This is a genomic window from Pedobacter sp. GSP4, assembly GCF_051857575.1.
Lineage (GTDB): Bacteria > Bacteroidota > Bacteroidia > Sphingobacteriales > Sphingobacteriaceae > Pedobacter.
In genome coordinates this window covers 80968-100827 of sequence record NZ_JBPZIR010000004.1, presented here as the reverse complement: position 1 = coordinate 100827, position 19860 = coordinate 80968, and the positions used below count along the sequence as shown (strand labels likewise).

Genomic DNA, 19860 nt, shown 5'->3' with positions numbered 1-19860 from the left:
TTTATTTTTTAGATCCGGGGGTGTTGATAACAGAATCGTTGTTTTTTTCGTTGGTATCCTTGTCCCAATGTGAATTATAGAAATGTTTGGCTTTAAAATAAATGGCGAGTGCCAGCAGCAGCGCCAGTATCCAATAAAATACCATCAGGAAAACCGATTTCTTTGGCCCCTTGGCCTTTTTCTTTTTTGGAGCTGTTCCCCCACCCCTGGCAGCAGCAGGCCTGGGCCTGTTGTTTCTTTTGATCTGCATTTTATTCAATGTTTTAAGATCGGTCAGGAGCCTTGTGGATACCTTTCCGCGGTTTGGATTATATTTTGTGTGATCAGGGGATAGTCTTTGCACTGCCATTATCCCTCCAGGCTGATAAACCATTGCTGGGCCCTGTTGATGGCGACCTCAACAATATTGAGCTCGCTTACCTCTTTGGTAATTCTAAGCTCGTTGGCGATCTCGATCGCTTTTTCCCTTACCCTTGGGTCAAGGTCCTTCATCTCAAGTGGAAAATTTTCTGGTGTCCAGTCCATAGGTTTTTAGTTTTAAATTAAATTATTTTTGGATCATGCCCGAGAGCACATTGATTGTCAGGGCAACTATTACTGTATTAAAGGCAAATGAAAGAACACCGTGCATCCATGCAAGCCTTCGGATCCGTTTGGAGGAGATTTCTACGTCAGATACCTGAAAAGTCATTCCAACCACGAAAGCGAAATAGACAAAATCCATATAATCGGGATCTTCTCCTCCCGGAAAGATCAGTCCTCCGGGTTTTTCTATTTTTCCTTTCTTCTCATGCTCGATGTCACAGTAATAGAAATGTGCATATCGCATGGTAAAGACCGTATGAACCAACCACCATGAGCTAACCACGCAGAGCAACGGAATAACGATAGTCATAAAAAGGCCCTGATCGGTCTTTTCCGAATTTTCACGCAAAAGGATAATAATGGAAAAAAGACTGGCGAATGCAGCAGCTATGGCAAAAAGAAAAATGAGCGTCCTGCTTGAATCCTGCGCATGGGCATCGTGTTTTATCTGACTGGGATGCGAGGAGCTAATGGTTGTCCATGCAAGCGCTATGCTGGTTGTTGCATAGCTTAGCCATACAACCATCAACCTGACAGAGGCTTCCAGTTCCGTAGCATAGCAAATACCAAGGACGGCAAGAGCAACACCCAGGGAGAGGTAAAGTTTATGGTGCGCATCGAACTGACTGATTTTAGCGATAATATTCATCGGTTTAGATTAAATAATGAGCCCCAGAACCATAAACAGAAGAAATCCTAAGAAAAAAGCCGCGGTAAAAAATGGAGAATCCTTTTCTTCATGGGCTTCGACAAGAAGTTCCTCGGTAACTAAAAACAGTAATGCTGCGCTACCAAATGAGAGCACAAGTTCCAGTACTTTTTCTCCTGTAAAATGCAGCATAAAAAAACCTCCCCCTGTTCCCAATAGAAAAACCAGGCCAAATAGCGAGAGCACCCTGATCAGCCTCCTTTTGGAACTTCCAAGCTTGGTCAGCCTGGTACCTACTGCAAGTCCCAGCGAAAGGCATTCCATCGCAAGTGCCAGTGCAAGCAGGGTTCCTTCTTTTGATCCCGCTGCAAATCCTATCCCTAAAAGAAGACCGTCCAAGAGCAGGTCAATGCCTACCGCGATAAGCATTCCCCAAGGCAACAGCTTGCTGTCGTTTGTTCCGCCCATTTTGAGCTCAAGCCTGGCGGTATACCATTTGATCAGAAGCATGGCCGAAATACCCAAGGTAAAACCTATAATTATCGCGGTTGTATCATGGATCCTGATCATATCTGGCAAAAGCTCGACTGCCACGACTGAAAAAACTACCCCTGCAGCAAAGTGGAGGATCGTACTCTGCACAGCAGCCGTGGGCTTTTTCCAGGTTACGATCATTCCACCGACTATAAGTAAGACGACCGGAAACGCTGCAAACAGCAGTATGTTTAATGAAATAAGTTGTTTAGCCTGCATAATTCTTTCTTAAATAAAATCTATAGGCACCAAAGGAAAGGTACCCTAGATTGAGGTCGAGGCATGTGCCGATAAGAATCTCCATGGGGGTCAGGAACAGATATTTCAGCACTGAGCCAAGTGTCGAGTAAGGCAGATAGATGATGAAGAATAGAGGTACTCCGGTAAAGAGCACACTAAAAACAATTGCATGAACGGCAGGAAATATGAGATGCTCCACAGCGTCCATATCAGCGATATCGGCACCAATGTTCAGGACGATTGCCGGCACGCTGAATATGATCAACAGGTACAATACCCATTTTGGATAGTGTTTCCTAAGCGTTTTGGTCAGCCTGATACGGTCGCAATCCTGGATTGCAGCCATCAGGGGGAATGTATTGATCATTGCCCAAAGCGTTGCCAGACCATATTTTGCACCGCCCCGTGAATAGGTGGAAATACCTGATGGGTCATCGTCACTCGCACCGGTAACGATGCCCGGCCCCAGGGCTTTCAGGAATTTTTTAACCTTTTTGAACATGCCTTATTTTTTCCTCTTTTTCGGTGCTTTTTTATTATGTCCGTTGTCGTAAGCAAGTAAGCGCAGCGCATTAAACACTACGACCAACGTCGATCCCTCGTGGGCGATTACTGCCGGTCCGATCGAAGCGACACCCAGTATGGTCAGTGGAATAAGTGCGGCGACAACACCAAGGGAAATCCAGAGGTTCTGTTTAATGATGCCCCGGGCTTTACGGCTAAGCCCGATGGCAAAGGGAAGACTTTCCAGCTTATCGCCCATCAGGGCAATATCTGCTGTTTCCAAAGCAACATCAGATCCCGCAGCGCCCATAGCGATACCTACGGTACTTTTGGCCATGGCCGGGGCATCATTCACGCCGTCTCCCACCATCGCAACCATTTTTTCTGATTTGGCGAGTTTCTGTACTGCCTTGACTTTGTCTTCCGGCATAAGGTTGCCCCATGCCTCGGTTACACCGATCTGTTTAGCTACCGCTTCTGCAACCTGTTGGTTGTCCCCGGTTAGCATAATCATTTTTTTGATCCCCAGCTCTTCGAGTTCTTTAAGCACATGTTTTGCCTCTTCACGGGGAACATCCATAAGGGAAAGAATGCCGATGAAATCTTTATCGACCCTGACAAGCATTGAAGTATGTCCGCCCTTTTCCAGCTCTTCAACCTGTTTGAGAATATCTTCGGGTATTCCATCCTTTTCAAAAAGGGCCTTGTTTCCAATGAATACTTTTTTACCGTTGACCTCAGCCTGAACACCTCTTCCGGTAATGCCTTTCACGTTATGTGCCTCAGGAACGGATTTTTTCTTCATCTTTTCGAGTGCGCCTTTTACAATTGCTTCGGCCAGCGGGTGGTCGCTGAGTTTTTCAACTGCAACAGCAATACCCATTAGTTCCTCTTCTGACATGTCGTTCAGTGGAATCACGTTTGTGAGCTGGGGCTTGCCTTCGGTAAGTGTTCCGGTCTTGTCGAACGCGATGGCGTTGAGTTCGCCCAGATCTTCCAGTGGCCGCCCTCCCTTTATAAGGACTCCGCCACGTGCAGCCCTTGCAATACCGCTAAGTACTGCGCTTGGGGTAGAAATCGCCAAAGCGCACGGGCTGGCAGCAACCAGTACGGACATCGCGCGGTAGAAACTTTTGCTAAAAGGCTCATCGATAACCAGGAATGCAAAACATAGTGCGGTCACAAGAACCAGTACAACTGGAACGAAATACTTTTCGAACCTGTCGGTAAATAGCTGCGTTGGGGATTTTTGTTTTTCCGCCTCATTTACCATTTTGATCAGGCGTGAGATGGTAGAATCCTTGGCTTCCCTGATTACCTTAACCTCCAGAACCGATGCTCCGTTGATTGTTCCGGCAAATACACGGAACTGGGGCTTGATGGTTTTTTCGGCAGAATAGTCCTTTGATGCGTCCGGTACGGGTGATTTGTCCACTGGCACACTCTCTCCTGTTATAGGGGCCTGATTGACACTGCCCTCACCCTTTACAACCACTCCGTCTGCCGGAATCTTGCTGTTGGGCTTGATGATAATGACATCTCCAAGCTGAAGCTCTTCGATGCGCACTTCAGATTCCTTGCCATCCCGGACAACCAGGGCTGTCGGGGGAGCCAGACTGGTAAGGGCAGCTATGGATTTTCTTGCCTTGCCCATCGCATAGTGTTCCATCGCATGTCCCAGACTGAACAGGAAGAGCAATAATGCGCCTTCGGCCCAGGAGCCCAGGATCGCTGCGCCGATTGCGGCGACCAGCATCAGAAAGTCGATCTCAAAGCCACCTTTCAATATAGTTTCAACTGCTTCCTTGGCCGTAAAGAAACCGCCAAAGAAATAGGCTGTTATGTAGAGTGCAAGGCTTGCCCATTCGGGAACACCGTCTATGAAAGAAATTCCAAATCCTATCCCCAGCGCCGCGCCACAGATAAAGGCGAAGATCATTTCCGTGTTCTTCCCGAAAATCCCGCCATGTTCATGATCATGGCCTTCCTCTTCAGCATGGTCAAGATGAGCCTCTTTCTCCTTTTCAGCTTCTTTTCCCTTCCTGGATGGTTTTTCAGAAATAGGCTGTGAAGAAGTTTTGGTTTCTTCCTTTACCGGCTTCGCTTTTGTTTCTTTGGAATCTGAGCCTTCCTTCCGGACTACAGGCTTTTTGGCAGATGATTTGGTGTCGGATTTTTTCTTCTTGTTTTCCATATCGGGGTAAATTGATTTTTGTTGAATATTCAGGGCAACCGCTTTATCTGTATTCTCTGCCCGTGTGGGTTCACTTTTTTTAAAAAGATGCCTCCCTAACGAGGCACCTTTTATTCAATGTGTGTACTAAAAATTCTTTGTGGGGACTTTACTCTTCTTCGCTGTTCTTCATTTTTGACAGCAGATCATATGTACCTTTAAGTACAACCTTGCCTGTAAAATCCCGTCCCGAAGGCATAGTTACCTCTATATAACCGCCATCGGATATACCCGTTGTAACCTCTACCATTTCGAAATGATGGCCGGCCTCAGTGGCGCTTTCTTTGTTTCCCGACTCGTTTTTTGCTGGTTCCTTTGCCTTTTTTTCCGCCGAGTTCTGGACGAAAATGTATTTTTTGCCCTCAAAGTCTACAACCGCTGCAGAAGGCAAAGCCATTACCTGCACGGCACCTGTTTCGATGAAAGCCTTAAGGTAAGTACCAGGGATAAACCCGGCGCTTCCCTGGGCAATAGCATGAACGGTCACGGTCTTATCGGCATTGATCTCACCGCCTACCAGCTGTACGACAGCAGTACGCTGGGTTGAATCATTGGTGAGTGAAAAAAGCACCTTCTGTCCTTTTTTTACCTTTTGTGCATCTTTCTCGAAAACGTTGAGCTCAACGTGGAGATTCGAACTGTTTACGATTTCGAACATTGCATCATTGGGGGCCACAAATTTGCCCGTATTTACGTTAACCTTGGTTACATAGCCATTGATCGGCGAGTAGATATTTATCTGGCTACGGATATTGCCGGCGTTTAGCGAGGACGGATTGATATTGATCAGTTGAAGACGTTGCTTTAATGCATTTTCCCTTGCAAGATTTCCCAGATAAGCTGCTTTGGCCTGTTGGAGTGTTTTTTGAGCATTAACGTTTTGCTGGGCAAGGGTCTGTTGTCTTTTGTATTCAGAATCCGAAAGTTCAAGCTGGCTTTTGCTCTCCAGGTAATCCTGTTGCATCTGCACATATTCCTGATTCTGGAGTATGGCAATAACCTGACCTTTGCTCACCTTTGTCCCCTGTAAAAGCGGAGTGGATTTTACAATACCGCCCATCTGAGTGGTAATGCTCACCAGGTTCTGTGGTGGCACGTCAATAAAGCCATTTACTTTCAGCATACCGCTGAGTGCACGGAGCTCGGGACTTCCCAGCTCTATCCCTACAGACTTGAACTGTGACTGGCTGAGCTCTACTGAGTTGCTTTCCTCGGTGGCCGTGCTGTCTGCAGAGGCTTCTGTTCCAGCGCCATCTTTTTCCTTGCTGCCGCAGGAAGAAAGCACTACTGCCAGTGCCCCAATGTAAGATAATCGGCTGAGGGCTTTTAATATTTTTTTCATTTTTATATTGTTATTGACCTTTTAGGTACTGTAATGTGTATACTGATTGATTGTATTGGTTGATGGCCTCCAGATAGCTGAAGCGGATATCAGAGTAGGTACGCAGGGCCTGCAGATACTCTACATAGCCGATCTCCCCTGCCTGAAATGCAATCTGGGACTGCTTTAGGATCAGGTTGGCATTCGGCAGGGCACTGTTCTTATAATAGGCGATACTTCTGGAATTTTTCTGAAGGTCCTGGAAGGCCTGCTCATACCTTCCACGAAGATCTGTCTGGGAAAGGATAAAATCGCTTTCGGCTACCTGCTTATCTATCTTTGCGGCTTTTATCCTTGAGGAGAAAGGCTTAAAGAAAAGCGGTATGGAGATCCCGGCGGAAACTCCCTGAAAACGTTTGCCTCCATTAAAATAAAGATCCTGACCGCCAACATTCTGTGCTCCGATAATGGACTGGTTGAAATAGCCGATACTGAAATCGGGGCCGGAGCGTGAGCGCTCGAGCCTTACCGTCTTGTCGGCAATATCTATCTGCTGGGCCTGCAGCGCAAGAATTGGATTTTCTGATGTAATGGTATCAGCCTGGCTAACATTCCAGACTACCTGGCCAAAGTCCGCGTTCATGATACTGATCTGTTCCCTGGTATTGAGCAAACGCTTAAGTTCGGCGGTATAGGCAAGGATATCAGCTTCGTTCTTGCTCATCTGGTTGCGAACCTCATTATACTGAGTTTCGGCGGTAGTTTTTTCAAGCAGATTGGTCTCTCCTGCCTGGTACCTCAATGAGGCGGCCTTCAGAAAGTTACTGTAAACACTGTCCTGGCTTTTGTAAAGCTTTTGAAGGGCAATGAAATAGCCCAACTGGGCGTAAACGCTTTTCACCTGATAGGAAAGTTCTCTTTGTGTTACCTGAAGGCCGATTTCGGCTCCCCTGATCTGCGCATCATACAAGTTGCGCTGACTTTTGAACAGCCCCGGATAGGGTATGTTCTGAGAGGCCGAAAAGTTATTGTCGCGTTTGATGGTATTCATCTGTCCGTACTGCACCTCAAAGCTGGTCTTTCCAAGATCTGTTGAGGATCCCCTTAGCGCCTGTTGCCTGCCAATCTGCAGGGTTGAGGATTTCAAAGCCTGGTTATTACTCAATGCTGTGCTCAAAGCCTGCTCAAGGCTCATACCCTTGGTGGGAACCGTCTGCGCCTGCGCCTGTCCCGATAAAATGAAAAGTCCAAAAAACACCGCTAGGGTAACTACAGTTGTTGGAAGGGCAGTTTTTTTGCTTTTCCAACCTTCAAAATAAGTATATAGCACTGGAAGTACGATTAAGGTTAATATGGTGGAAGTAATCAGTCCCCCGATTACTACGGTTGCTAACGGTTTCTGCACCTCAGCGCCTGCTGCACTGGATATTGCCATTGGAAGGAACCCAAGAGAGGCTACAGTTGCGGTCATCAGTACAGGTCTCAGACGGATAGCAGTTCCCTTGAGGACAATGTCCCTTATACTATATTTATCCATTTTTTTCAATCTGTTGAATTCGGTAATCAGTACGATTCCGTTGAGCACGGCTACCCCGAATAATGCAATAAATCCAACACCGGCGGAAATGCTGAAAGGCATTCCCCTCAGGATTAATGCAAATATTCCCCCGATTGCGGCCATCGGAATAGCAGAAAAAATCAGTATCGACTGTTTTACAGATCCAAATGAGAAATACAGTAATAGCAATATCAGTAAAAGTGCAACCGGAACGGCAATAGAAAGCCTTTGTGTCGCCTCTTTTAAGTTTTCGAACTGCCCTCCATAGGTAATGTAATATCCTGCGGGCATTTTGATCTGTTCGTTTATTTTCTGCTCAATCTCTGTTACCACACTCTGGATATCACGGCCACGGACATTCAGCCCCACTATGATGCGCCGTTTGGTATCCTCACGTTGAATCTGGTTAGGGCCGATCTTAAACTCTATGTCAGCAAGTTGGTCAAGGGGAACCTGATTGCCGTTCGGGGCAGTCACATAGACATTTTTAACATCATCAATACCCTGGCGGTTCTGTTGGGAAAGGCGAACAATGATATCGTAACGCTGCTCTCCCTCGTATACCAGCCCCGCAGACTGTCCTGCAAAAGCAGTATTGAGTGCCTGGTTAACCGTTCCTATGCTCAATCCATATTGTGCAATCCTATCACGGTTGATCTTTACCACTATCTGCGGCAGACCGGTTGCCTGTTCCAGATAGAGATCTTTTGCGCCCTCTACACCCGAAACAATTTTCCCGATCTTTTGGGATATACTGGTGAGGGATTCGAGGTCATCTCCGAAAACTTTGATCCCAATATCCTGTCTAACTCCCGAGATAAGTTCATTTGAGCGTAATTGGATTGGTTGTGAAAAACCGAAGCTCACGCCGGGAACTTCTTCAAGTGCCTTACTCATCATCTCTGCCAGTTCTTCCCTGTCATGGGTAGTGGTCCAGTCTTTTTTATCTTTGAGTATTATGGTCAGATCACATGCTTCCATTGGCATGGGATCGGTAGGAATCTCGGCAGCACCAACCTTACCAATTACTTCTTTCACCTCTGGAAATTTTTCTACAAGGATTTTTGAAGCCTGATTTACTTTATCAATAGTCTGGGAAAGGGAACTGCCGGTAAGTAGCCTGGTTTCTACCGCAAAATCACCTTCCTCCAACGTGGGAATGAATTCTCCCCCCATCCGGGTAAAGATAAAAATACTGATGACCAGAAGAACAACCGATGATGCCACAACAATTATTCTTTTATTGAGTGCAGCCTTGATCATTGGAGTGTAACGGCGCTGAAAAAAATCCATCATCCGATCTGAAAAATTCTTTTTGTGGGCAACTTTTTTGCTTAAGAACAGCGAGGAAACCATAGGAACATAGGTAAGGGACAAAATAAAGGCTCCCAATATGGCAAAGGAAACGGTTTGTGCCATAGGACCGAACATCTTGCCTTCAATACCTACAAGGGCAAGGATGGGAAGATAAACGATCAGAATAATGATCTGTCCAAATGCCGCAGCGCTCATCATCCGCACGGCAGATTTTTCAACCTGCTCATCCATTTCGGCCTGTGTATAAGCGCGGCCAAGCTTATTCCCAGAGAGGATGTGCATTGTGGCTTCCACAATAATTACGGCCCCATCGACGATAAGTCCGAAATCTATCGCGCCAAGACTCATCAGGTTTCCCGATACGCCAAAAAGGTTCATCAGGGAAATCGCAAATAGCATGGCAAGCGGAATCACTGAGGCAACAACCAGCCCGGCCCTAAAATTTCCAAGAAAAAGAACCAGGACAAAAATAACAATCAGGGCGCCCTCGATGAGGTTTTTGGCTACTGTGCCCATGGCACGATCAACAAGCGCACTTCTATCTAAGAACGGCTCAATGGTTACCCCCTTCGGTAGAGTTTTACTGATTCTGTCTATCTTAGCCTTCACCTGTTTTACCACGTTATTGGCATTTGCGCCTTTCAGCATCATTACTATACCGCCAACAGCCTCACCTTCACCATCCTTTGTTGCACGGGTAAGTGCGCCATAACGGATGGAACTACCGATCTGTACGGTGGCGATATCGTGGATAAGCACCGGGATTCCGTTCGCATTGTTTTTGACAACGATCTTATTGATGTCATCAAGATTGCCGACCAGGCCTTCGCTCCTAATAAAATAGGCATTTGGCTTTTTGTCTATATAGGCGCCCCCCGTGTTCTGGTTGTTCTGTTCAAGGGCTGCGAAAACATCGCTGATGCTCAGGTTAAGGCTCCGCAGCTTATCGGGATCAAGCGCAATCTCATACTGTTTCAAAAGGCCACCGAAACTGTTGACCTCTGCAATGCCCGGCGTACCAAGGAGCTGTCTCCTTACAATCCAGTCCTGGATGGTGCGCAGCTCGCGCGCGTTGAATTTCTTTTCGAATCCAGGCTTTGCATGGATCACGTATTGGTATATCTCCCCAAGACCTGTTGATATGGGTGATATTTCTGGATTACCAAGTCCTGATGGGATGTTATTCTTGGCCTCGGCAAGCTTTTCGTTTACCTGTTGCCGGGCCCAGTAGATGTCAACATCATCATGGAATACGATAGTTACAACCGAAAGTCCGAACCTTGAAATGGAGCGTACCTGCTCTATTTCAGGTATGGTGGACATGGTCTGTTCTACGGGATAGGAAATAAGCCTTTCTACCTCCTGGGTAGCAAGGGATGGGCTAAGGGTTATGACCTGAACCTGATTATTGGTGATATCAGGAACGGCATCAATGGGAAGTTGTCTCAGGGAATATACGCCCCATGCGATCAGCCCCAAAGTGAACAGGGCTATTACAAGCTTATTCGCTATTGAAAACTGAATAATTTTTTTCAGCATTATTTGTTTAATTAAGTAAAAAATAAAAAAACCAGATCAATGCACAGCGTAGCCTCGTATGGATTATACGGGCAAAAACATAGCATCGAAATGAAGATCGATTTTTAACTTAATTTAGGCGGCTGCCAAACAGATAATGGTAAAGAGATAACCTCACCCATGTAAGCTTCATTATATTCTGAGCTTATTGGTTTTGAGATTACCACAAGAGGTGTTGAAGAAATAACTTCAGAAGTGGTATTACAGCAGGAACAAACGCAGAACGGTGAACAGAAATCACTGCGTTCTTTTTCTGTAGAATGGGTTGTTATGCTTTTTTCAGTTAATGGTCCACCATGCAACTTACCCATAGCCAATACGTCAGCGCATGGAATGCAGCTGAGTATTACGATAATGAAGCAGAGAAACAAACTGGATATTTTCACTTTCAAAATTTTACCAAATATATAAATTTATTTAGGAACATTTTTTTTTAGTCCTGGTTTGAAAAAATTTAATACTTTTTTATTAAAATAATCATAGCCTATAGGTTTTCACCCATCATTCAAAAGTTCCACCACTTGAACAACCAAACGGAAACCTTCTTTGCCCAAATCAAAAAACTTCATATAATCTGGGTAAAAAGGGAAGGAAGTTTTCATTTATTGATGAGATAAGTCCAGAGGTAAGCCTGAATCTTCCACTAACAGACCTTATCGGCCAGCATAGACTCTTCTGATGGGAAATGTCTTTTAACCGCACCGAAAGCTTCAATTATTCAGCCAGCCAGGGATTTTTTGGCCATCAAATCCCTGGCCCGGCTAAAATGTGAATCCACTACCCAGAAAAGTCGATTACTACAGGTTTAAAGTTTGAATTTTATCCCTCCGTTTACTACAAACCCATCTACAGGCGCATAGATGTCCCTGAAAACAGGGCTAGTAATGCTACCTGTATAGATCGAATCAAAGCTGGTCTGCCTGGTGTCCGTTAAATTCTCAAAATTCACAAAAATTGAAAACCGTTCCCAAAGCTTTTCTGCCATCAGACCAGCTGTCCAATAGCTTTTACCAGTGGCACCATCGTTTAACTTCTGTTTGCTGAAATAGTATGCTTCGGCACCGATCTTCCATTTATCTTCAAGCTCATACATCAATACATTATTTACCCTGTGCTTTGAAACCAGCGGATAATTTGTGCTGGTGCCTCCTGTATGCTGGTTCACATCCGCTAATGTATAACCGATGAAAAGTTTAAAATCACCGTAGGTTACTTTGGCATTTGTTTCCATTCCCCTGGTATCTAAATTACCTTTAGGCTGAACATAGGTCAGGTTGGCTCCATTAGCAGCAGTCAGCAATATCGGGTTATTGATACGGGTATAAAAAAACATCTGATTGATGCTGAATCCAACCGCTCCGTCAAACAATGAGGTGCGATAGTTAACATCATAGTTGGCGCCATAAGAGCGTTCCGCCTTTGTATTGGCCACATCTAAAGGCGCTACATTTCTGAACTGGATCCGCTCAGCATCTTCGGTAAATACAGTTGGTGCCTTATAACCCAGACCACCGCCTAATCGGGTAGAAAAATGTTCATTGATCTTCCACAATCCGGAAATTCTTGGTAAGAAGAAAAATCCGTATTCATTGTGGTAATCTCCCCTTACTCCTGATTCAAGACTAATTTTTTTAGATATGTTCCAGGTGTTCTGTGCAAATGCCCCAATGGTATTATAATTGTAACTTCTGAGTGCATTGTCACTGTTCTGGTCTTCCTTAAAATTGTCGGTCAAAAAGTTCACCCCCAACACCCAGTCTGCTTTTTCTCCGTTACGGCTATAATTGGCCTCACTGTAGGTTGACACTTGAACGCCTGAAAAAAGGTAATTTGGCAACCCAATACTCCGGTCGTAATAGCTCACCGAATTGCGGATAACAAGCTTTTCCTTTTCGCTCAGTCTATGATCCAACTCAACCTGAGAGCTGTAACGCCCGGTTTTATTCTCCTCAAAATAAGAATGGGCAGCACTGCCATTTCCCTTCACATATTCCAGGTCGCCGCCAATCCGTTTTTCAGTTGTGGCGTTGATTCCGGCCAAAAGCGTAGTCGCATCATTGAAATAAAAATATAGTTTGGGGTTCAGGGTGAAACGGTCAAACTTGGGGATAGCGGTTAAGCCAATATCAGAAGGATCATAGGCAGTCCCTTTGTTGTATGCACCATAAACCGTGATACCTATTTTATCAAATTTCTGTCCATAAAAACCACTGGCATCCAGTCCCAAAGCAGAAGTACCGTTTAAAAGGAAATTAAGCTGACGCGCTTCAGTCGGTTTTTTAGAAACCAGGTTCACCAGTCCAGCAATTGCTCCACCTCCGTAAAGGGTGGACGATGAACCTTTGATCACCTCTACCTGCTGCAAATCCAATGGGGCAATCTGAAGCAGGCCCAATCCACCCGAGAAACCAGAGTATAATGGAAAACCGTCCCTAATGATCTGGGTATATTTTCCGTCCAGTCCCTGTATGCGGATACTGGAATTTCCGCTGGTCGCAGAAGTCTGCTGGGTCTGGATGCCTGTGCTTTCTGCCAGCATCATGCGGATGTCGCCAGGTTTCATATTACCTTTTTCGTCCAGTTCTTCCCCGGCGATGACCTCAACCCGTGTAGGAATATTATCAATGGTACGGCTGCTCCTTGTAGCTGAGATCACTACATCCTCTAGTTCCTGGTCTTCTTCAGCTGCAGTAAGTAAAATAGTCAAAACGTTAGTTTCAGCAAGGGGAAAGGTCAGCGTATCAGTTTTGGTCTGATAGCCTACATAACTAAACTGAATGATCTGTTTACCTGAGGGTATACCATTAATACTTGCATTACCTGCACTATCTGATTTAGCGCCAATGGTCGTTCCAAGAACTTTTAACGTAGCTCCTGGAAGTACTTGGTTTGTCTTTGCGTCTTTGATGACGGCTTTATATCTATTTTGGGCAAAGGCGGTAACTGTAAACAACAGTATAGCCAAAACCACAATCGTTCTTTTCATAATGATCTTTAAATAATGATTTCGATAAATATGTCCGGTTAGGACGAGGGAAAAATAAACTACGAAAGTTTGGGCGGCTGCCAGATAGAAATTGAAATGGCCTGTAGCTGAAGTGGGATGTAAGCCGTATTATGCTGTACAGGTAAAAGCTGGGCCGCAAAAACGATCGTTGTCCGTGTAGTGATGGTAAAGCCGATACAGGTACCACAGACATAAAACGGTGAACAGCCTTTGCAACAATTATCGTTATGTTCACTGCAAGCATGTTTTTCCGCTTTATCGGTTTTCAGTACATGGCTATCTTCTCGCGCTAAAGCGCAGCATGGTACCGCGGTTAGCGTATATACGATGAGAGATAAAACCAGGGCAATGAATTTCACGGTGTAAAAGTATAAAATTTACTAATACTCTGTGTTGTTGTTATGTGATATAATAGATTGCAAGATCTGTAAATGAAGAATAAGAGCCTGGCACCCTCAAATTTGACTGTCCAATTGATTGGGGTTATTTCGCAAGCTTCAAGGCATCAGCAAACTCACCGGACAGGGGGACTGTTTATGATAGCTGTGGGGGATGCTTCCACGTCGTGCTCGACACGCTTGAATTCAATTTCAATACTATTTGCATCGGTTGTAGAACAGCCTGCATTTAAGTGAACATAAGGTAACAACCCCTTGGGTCACCGTCGTTAGGCTTTCCGAGGGATCCCAGGTTGATCACATGTTTGAACTTTCAATATGGGGTTTCCAAATTCTGTGATACGGCTTGTGGAAGTGCACCACAAAAAGCAGATCTGCATCAGCTTCTTTAAGCATTTCCAAAACATAGTCTGCATCTGTGTCTATCAGTATGTATTCATCTATACTACTGGTACTGCCGTGCGCGAAAACAAGATTTAGTTTTTCACCGCTCAGTTTATATTCTAACCTGATATGCGCCGGAAGCGTTTTCAAATATCCCCTGTTATCCTCACGCAACGGCCATCGGTAACAGCATCTGCCTTTTTCCTCTACTAAAAAAATATCAGTCGATTTTGGCATTTCTCAATCTCAGGGAATTCAAAATAACGGAAACCGAGCTAAAACTCATCGCGAGTGCAGCTATCATGGGAGAAAGTAAAACTCCAAAAAACGGATATAAAATACCAGCCGCTATCGGAATCCCCAATACATTGTATCCCAGGGCAAAAAACAGGTTTCCTTTGATATTGCCCATTACTTTATGGCTCAACAACCTTGCTTTTGCGATCCCGTTTAAATCCCCCTTCACCAATGTAATCGAGGCACTCTGGATAGCAACGTCTGTTCCCGTGCCCATGGCAATCCCGATATCAGCCTGGGAAAGTGCAGGGGCATCATTGATGCCGTCACCTGCCATGGCTACCTTTTTGCCTTCGGCCTGTAGTTTTTTTATTTCATTCAGCTTATCTTCAGGCAACATCTGAGCTTTGAACCCATCCAGATTTAAAGTTGCGCTTACTGCCCTCGCTGTATCCTCATTGTCTCCGGTAAACATGATTACCTTGATGCCTTCCTGCTGGAGCTTTAGAATAGCAGCTGTGCTGGAATGCTTGATCTTATCCGAAATCACAACAAACCCCACTGCTTTATTTCCAACGGCCAAATAAGAAACCGTCTTGCCCTGCCTTTGAGCGGCACTAACCTGCTCGGACAGACTAGGATCAATCGCCGCTTTAACATGCTCCATCAGTTTTTGGTTCCCCAAAGCCAGTCTTTCCCCATTCAGACTGCCTGTTACGCCCTTCCCGGTAACGGCCTCAAAGTCGGATATAGCCTTAACGGATATTTCGTTTTCCTCCCCATAACGCAAAGTTGCCTGTGCCAATGGATGTTCGCTGCTGCTGTTCAAAGCCACAATTTTCTCCAGGATCTGTTTTTCGGTAAAGCCCTTATCTACGCTAACCACACTTTCAACCGAGGGCTTTCCCTCTGTAACCGTACCAGTTTTATCGATGACCACTACATCAATAGCATTCATTTTCTCAAGAGATTCCGCATTTTTGATCAGTATACCAGACTGAGCGCCCTTCCCTACTCCCACCATTACCGACATTGGGGTAGCCAGGCCTAGCGCACATGGGCATGCAATAATCAATACCGCGATTGCATTTACAAAAGCATAAACATAGGCCGGATCGGGGCCGTATACTGCCCATACCACGAACGTTACAATAGAAATCAATACCACAACAGGCACGAAATAACCTGAAATTTTATCGGCCATCTTTTGGATGGGCGCTTTTGAGCGGCTGGCGGAATTGACCATTTCGATGATCTGGGAAAGCAGTGTTTCTGAGCCTACCTTTTCGGCAAGCATGACAAAGGTCTTTTTACCATTGATGGTTCCTGAACTGATTTTATCCCCTATCTTTTTCTCAACAGGAAGGGGTTCTCCTGTGATCATGGATTCATCAATTACAGCTTCCCCGTTCTTAATACTACCATCCACCGGAATTTTTTCACCAGGCTTTACCCTCAGCAGATCTCCTTTCTGAATATCATCAATAGATACTGATATTTCCTTATCCCCGACCACTTTTGTTGCTGAATTAGGTGCCAGCTTCAACAGCTCCTTAATGGCGCTGTTGGTTTTGCCATGCGCCCGGGCTTCCAAAAGCTGACCGAGCAGTACCAGCGTAAGAATCACGGTTGCCGCCTCAAAATAAACGAAAACGGTGCCGTGATGTGTTTTAAACTGATCAGGAAAAACTCCGGGGAATAGAAGGGCGACAATACTGAAGCCCCAGGATACCCCGGCACCAATCCCAATCAGTGTAAACATGTTCAGTTTCCAGGTAATGATGGATTGCCATGCACGCTGAAAGAACATCCAGGTTGCATAAAAGACCACCGGAATAGAAAGAAAAAACTGAACCCAGTTCCAGTATTTAAGTTCCATTAGATCAAACAAAGGATTGCTGGGAATCATTTCCGTCATGGCAATAACAAAAATGGGTATGGTAAAACCTGCTGCAATCTTGAACTTTTTGAGCAGGGTTTCATAAGTTTTATCTTCTTCTTCAAGGTTTGTCCCTGTAGGTACCAGGTCCATTCCGCAGAGCGGACATGATCCTGGTTTGTCCCTGATAATCTCGGGATGCATGGGGCAGGTAAATTGAGATGCCTGTTTCTTGGCAGGCTGTTTTACCAGGTCCATCCCGCATACAGGGCAATGACTTGGCTTATCATAAGTCTTCTGACCTTGACAGTGCATAGGACAATAAAACAGGCCTCCCGCTTCATTTTTATCATCATTTTCAACCTTGGGACTTTGCTCATGGGTTGAATGATCATGATTAGGATGTTCTGAAGATTTTAGAACATGTTTTCCCTGAACTGCCATTTCAATACCGTAATGTCCGGCGGCAGAAAGAGCCTCCTGCAGCTTTTCCGTCGGGATATGTTCTTGCATAGTTATGACGGCTTCAGCAGGTTCAAGGGTCACCTGTGCAGAAACGCCATCAATCGCATTCAGCACATTTTCGACTTTGCTCCGGCAGCCCTGACAGCTCATTCCGGTTATTTTATAGGTGTGTTCCATGTTTTTGATTTGTTAATAGCTTAATGTCAATCCGGCGCCATAGCCCATATCACTGTCATAATGTGTTGAAAGCCCAAAATACTTAGTAACGATGTACCTGAATCCGGCCATATATTCCTTATCGGTATTGACCATAAACTGGAAGCGCAGTCTTTTGGAAACGGGGATATCTTCCCTCATCAGCTGAAACCTGACATTCCCCTTGTGATCGAGGGAAGCATCTGCAACGATCAGCAGTGGTAGGGTATATTGAACTCCCAAATGAAATACCTGCCTGAAATTTTTGGTATTTCCCTGCCCGAAAAGGTTGTTTCCCGGCGAAAGTGATTGCCCGAAAACATTCTTGTCCAAGGGATCAACCGTTCTTTTTCTAAAATCCCATCCGATATAGGGCAATAGCCATTGGTTTCTCCCGATATATCTTCCAAAATGACTTTCACTTTCATAGCCCATTTCCTTGTCAAACCCAATCCGCCATTCAGTGGTAAAGCGGTAACGGGTATTGGCGAGCATAATCTCTCCGTCGCTGCCATTGGTTTCGATTCCGATGCGTGCCATTGGATGAAATGCCCTGTCATCACTGAAAAGTTTTCGCTGTGCCAGCTTGGGGTCCGGGATTTCGGGATTAGGCGGAGAATTCTCATAACTGAATACCCTTCCCATACCGCTCATCATGTGATAGAGAATATGGCAGTGGAAGAACCAGTCGCCTCCTGGCTCTGTTGCTGCAAATTCAAGGGTATCCCGCTCCATGGGCATGATGTCGATAATGTTCTTCATCGGGGCATATTCTCCCTGCCGGTTAATTACCCTGAAGTCATGGCCATGAAGGTGCATAGGATGGCGCATCATACTGTTGTTGTAAAGGATTATCCTAACATTTTCGCCCTTTTTTATCAGTATCTTATCGCTTTCAGAAACGGTTTTGTTATCCAGCGTCCAGACGTAACGGTTCATATTTCCTGTAAGGTCAAACTTAAGTTCCTTCCATGGGCCTTTTGGCAGGGTTGTTTTCTTTGGATCTCGAAGCATATTATAGTTCAGAGTAACGATATCGGCGGTTTCTGCCTCCATATTCATCCCTGCCATGCTCTTGTCACCAGACATCTGCATACCAGGCATCCCCTTCATTTTTTTCTCTGTTTTTGAATTTTCTTCACCGGTTACCTCCGGGTACATCACCGTATTCATATCCATGATCTGGTTCTGCATCTTCATGCCTTCCATCTGTACCATATTGCCGCTCATATCCATCATATCGTTCATCATTTTCATTCCGGCAAAATACTTCAGTTTGGGCATTTTCTCTGCATGGACCTTTTCTCCCTTGCCCAGCCATAGTGATGCTGATCCAGTACGGTCTTCAGGAGTGACCAAAAATTCATAGCTCTTATTTTCCGGAATCGTGACCACTACATCATAGGTTTCGGAAACCGCTATAATCAGCCTGTCGACCTCTACAGGCTCCACATCATTTCCATCGGTAGCGACAACGGTAATCTTGCCCCCTGCATATTTAAGCCAGAAATAATCTGAGGCTCCACCGTTTGCAATACGCAGCCTTACCTTGTCCCCAGCCTTGAACTGCGGCTGTTCGTTCTGATTTTTCCCATTGATGAGAAAGGCTTCATAATAAACATCGCTCACATCCATGGCATTCATGCGCTTCCATTCATTGGCTACCTTTGTTTTAAAATGTCCGGTCCTGATCGCTTCTGCATAACTCTGGGTAGTCCCTTTTTTGATGGCAAACCAGTCGTTGGCATTTTTCAGGCTTCTATGAACCTCCTCGGGCTTCATATCTGTCCATTCGCTAATGACTACTGGAAGGGTTGGAATATCCCACTCCGTACGTTTGTTCATGATAAATGCCCCATACATACCTATCTGTTCCTGAAGGCCGCTGTGGCTGTGGTACCAGTGCGTTCCATGTTGGACGATGGGAAACTTATAGATGTAGGTAGTGTGCGGTTTGATCGGCATTTGGGTCAGAAAAGGAACACCATCCATCTTGTTCGGAAGAAAAAGTCCGTGCCAGTGCAGCGCGGTTTCCTCGTCGAGATTATTGTGCACGTAGATCAGGGCGGTATCGCCCTGCGTAAAGGTCAGTGTGGGCATGGGGATCTGACCGTTTACCGCAATTGCCCGCTTTGATTTTCTCCCATAATTTACCGTTGTATCGGCTATGTAAAGATCATAACGCACGGTACGTGGTGGAAATTTATTCGCAACGGTCTTAATCGGGCCCAAATTGGCCTTTGCAGTTTTGATATTTTCCATGTCAGAACTGTTATCATCCATTGCCATGCCCGCCATATCCCCCATATCCTCACTCTTTTTGGAACTTTCCTTTGTTCCCCCATTCTGTTCAGGCGCTGACCTGGGCTTTTCCCTGATTAGCTTCATCCCGCATTTGGGACAGTTGCCAGGTTTGGAGTCATGGATCTCAGGGTGCATTGGGCAGGTATAGGTTACTGATTCCTCTTTTGGCTTACTTTCCAATTTTTCTGCCAGCATTTTCATGCCTTCCATAGCTCCCTTTTTTGTACCTTGCTTCTTTTTGCCCGGATCAGCTGTCTTTGCCTTATCCACTTTACCTTTCTGCAGGATAAGCTTCATTCCGCACTTTGGACAGTTACCGGGTTTTTCCGATTGTATTTCCGGGTGCATCACACAGGTATAGATTACCCTGGACTGACCAGCACTGCCGTTCTTGTCCGTTTTCATTCCCTTCATATCCTGGGCGGAAACCACAGAATAAATTATCAATAAAAAGACTGTTAATATATTTTTC

At 45.3% G+C, this 19860-nt stretch carries 13 protein-coding genes and 1 pseudogene; all 14 read right to left on the bottom strand.

Going from position 1 to position 19860, the window contains the following annotated elements; translation table 11 throughout:
• Nucleotide 1: 1 nt before the first annotated feature.
• Nucleotides 2–250 (bottom strand): hypothetical protein, encoded by a 249-nt coding sequence (locus ACS5PU_RS11315; protein ID WP_147273669.1) that lies wholly within the window; start codon nucleotides 248–250, stop codon nucleotides 2–4.
• 98 nt (nucleotides 251–348) lie between these two features.
• Nucleotides 349–525, bottom strand: coding sequence for a hypothetical protein (locus tag ACS5PU_RS11310; RefSeq protein ID WP_167398035.1), 177 nt, complete (start codon nucleotides 523–525; stop codon nucleotides 349–351).
• A gap of 22 nt (nucleotides 526–547) precedes the next feature.
• Nucleotides 548–1234 (bottom strand): DUF1345 domain-containing protein, encoded by a 687-nt coding sequence (locus tag ACS5PU_RS11305; protein WP_056095215.1) that lies wholly within the window; start codon nucleotides 1232–1234, stop codon nucleotides 548–550.
• Nucleotides 1235–1243: 9 nt separating this feature from the next.
• The gene (locus tag ACS5PU_RS11300) at nucleotides 1244–1987 is read right to left on the bottom strand and encodes a ZIP family metal transporter (RefSeq protein WP_056095217.1); all 744 of its coding nucleotides are present in this window, start codon (nucleotides 1985–1987) and stop codon (nucleotides 1244–1246) included.
• A complete protein-coding gene (locus tag ACS5PU_RS11295; protein WP_197413309.1) occupies nucleotides 1977–2510 on the bottom strand; it encodes a divalent metal cation transporter in 534 nt (177 codons plus the stop codon). The genes ACS5PU_RS11300 and ACS5PU_RS11295 overlap by 11 nt, the downstream gene beginning before the upstream one ends.
• Before the next feature lie 3 nt (nucleotides 2511–2513).
• Nucleotides 2514–4706, bottom strand: coding sequence for a heavy metal translocating P-type ATPase (locus tag ACS5PU_RS11290; RefSeq protein ID WP_056095221.1), 2193 nt, complete (start codon nucleotides 4704–4706; stop codon nucleotides 2514–2516).
• Between the two features lie 148 nt (nucleotides 4707–4854).
• A complete protein-coding gene (locus ACS5PU_RS11285; protein ID WP_056095224.1) occupies nucleotides 4855–6087 on the bottom strand; it encodes an efflux RND transporter periplasmic adaptor subunit in 1233 nt (410 codons plus the stop codon).
• A gap of 10 nt (nucleotides 6088–6097) precedes the next feature.
• On the bottom strand, nucleotides 6098–10480 hold the full coding sequence (locus ACS5PU_RS11280) for a CusA/CzcA family heavy metal efflux RND transporter (RefSeq protein ID WP_109932806.1): 4383 nt from the start codon (nucleotides 10478–10480) through the stop codon (nucleotides 6098–6100).
• A gap of 104 nt (nucleotides 10481–10584) precedes the next feature.
• Nucleotides 10585–10905 carry a DUF6660 family protein gene (locus ACS5PU_RS11275; protein WP_146202963.1) on the bottom strand — a complete coding sequence of 107 codons (321 nt, stop codon included), beginning with the start codon at nucleotides 10903–10905 and terminating at the stop codon, nucleotides 10585–10587.
• A gap of 419 nt (nucleotides 10906–11324) precedes the next feature.
• Complete coding sequence (locus ACS5PU_RS11270) at nucleotides 11325–13505, bottom strand: TonB-dependent receptor (protein ID WP_056095233.1); 2181 nt, start codon at nucleotides 13503–13505, stop codon at nucleotides 11325–11327.
• 716 nt (nucleotides 13506–14221) lie between these two features.
• Entirely contained in the window at nucleotides 14222–14458 is a 237-nt protein-coding gene (locus ACS5PU_RS11265; protein WP_139222307.1) for a hypothetical protein, read from the bottom strand.
• 70 nt (nucleotides 14459–14528) lie between these two features.
• Nucleotides 14529–17066 (bottom strand): heavy metal translocating P-type ATPase, encoded by a 2538-nt coding sequence (locus ACS5PU_RS11260; protein ID WP_090985884.1) that lies wholly within the window; start codon nucleotides 17064–17066, stop codon nucleotides 14529–14531.
• 12 nt (nucleotides 17067–17078) lie between these two features.
• Nucleotides 17079–19472 carry a multicopper oxidase domain-containing protein gene (locus tag ACS5PU_RS11255; protein ID WP_439459797.1) on the bottom strand — a complete coding sequence of 798 codons (2394 nt, stop codon included), beginning with the start codon at nucleotides 19470–19472 and terminating at the stop codon, nucleotides 17079–17081.
• Between the two features lie 21 nt (nucleotides 19473–19493).
• Nucleotides 19494–19736, bottom strand: a pseudogene (locus ACS5PU_RS11250) (heavy metal-binding domain-containing protein); the annotation flags it as partial.
• Between the last annotated feature and the right edge of the window lie 124 nt (nucleotides 19737–19860).

Bases quoted from the DNA above. Each gene is read 5' to 3' on its own strand.
- ACS5PU_RS11305 (WP_056095215.1), bottom strand. From the start codon at position 1,234: ATGAATATTATCGCTAAAATCAGTCAGTTCGATGCGCACCATAAACTT.
- ACS5PU_RS11260 (WP_090985884.1), bottom strand. From the start codon at position 17,066: ATGGAACACACCTATAAAATAACCGGAATGAGCTGTCAGGGCTGCCGG.
- ACS5PU_RS11300 (WP_056095217.1), bottom strand. From the start codon at position 1,987: ATGCAGGCTAAACAACTTATTTCATTAAACATACTGCTGTTTGCAGCG.
- ACS5PU_RS11255 (WP_439459797.1), bottom strand. From the start codon at position 19,472: ATGAAGCTAATCAGGGAAAAGCCCAGGTCAGCGCCTGAACAGAATGGG.
- ACS5PU_RS11285 (WP_056095224.1), bottom strand. From the start codon at position 6,087: ATGAAAAAAATATTAAAAGCCCTCAGCCGATTATCTTACATTGGGGCA.
- ACS5PU_RS11270 (WP_056095233.1), bottom strand. From the start codon at position 13,505: ATGAAAAGAACGATTGTGGTTTTGGCTATACTGTTGTTTACAGTTACC.
- ACS5PU_RS11310 (WP_167398035.1), bottom strand. From the start codon at position 525: ATGGACTGGACACCAGAAAATTTTCCACTTGAGATGAAGGACCTTGAC.
- ACS5PU_RS11290 (WP_056095221.1), bottom strand. From the start codon at position 4,706: ATGGAAAACAAGAAGAAAAAATCCGACACCAAATCATCTGCCAAAAAG.
- ACS5PU_RS11295 (WP_197413309.1), bottom strand. From the start codon at position 2,510: ATGTTCAAAAAGGTTAAAAAATTCCTGAAAGCCCTGGGGCCGGGCATC.
- ACS5PU_RS11280 (WP_109932806.1), bottom strand. From the start codon at position 10,480: ATGCTGAAAAAAATTATTCAGTTTTCAATAGCGAATAAGCTTGTAATA.
- ACS5PU_RS11315 (WP_147273669.1), bottom strand. From the start codon at position 250: ATGCAGATCAAAAGAAACAACAGGCCCAGGCCTGCTGCTGCCAGGGGT.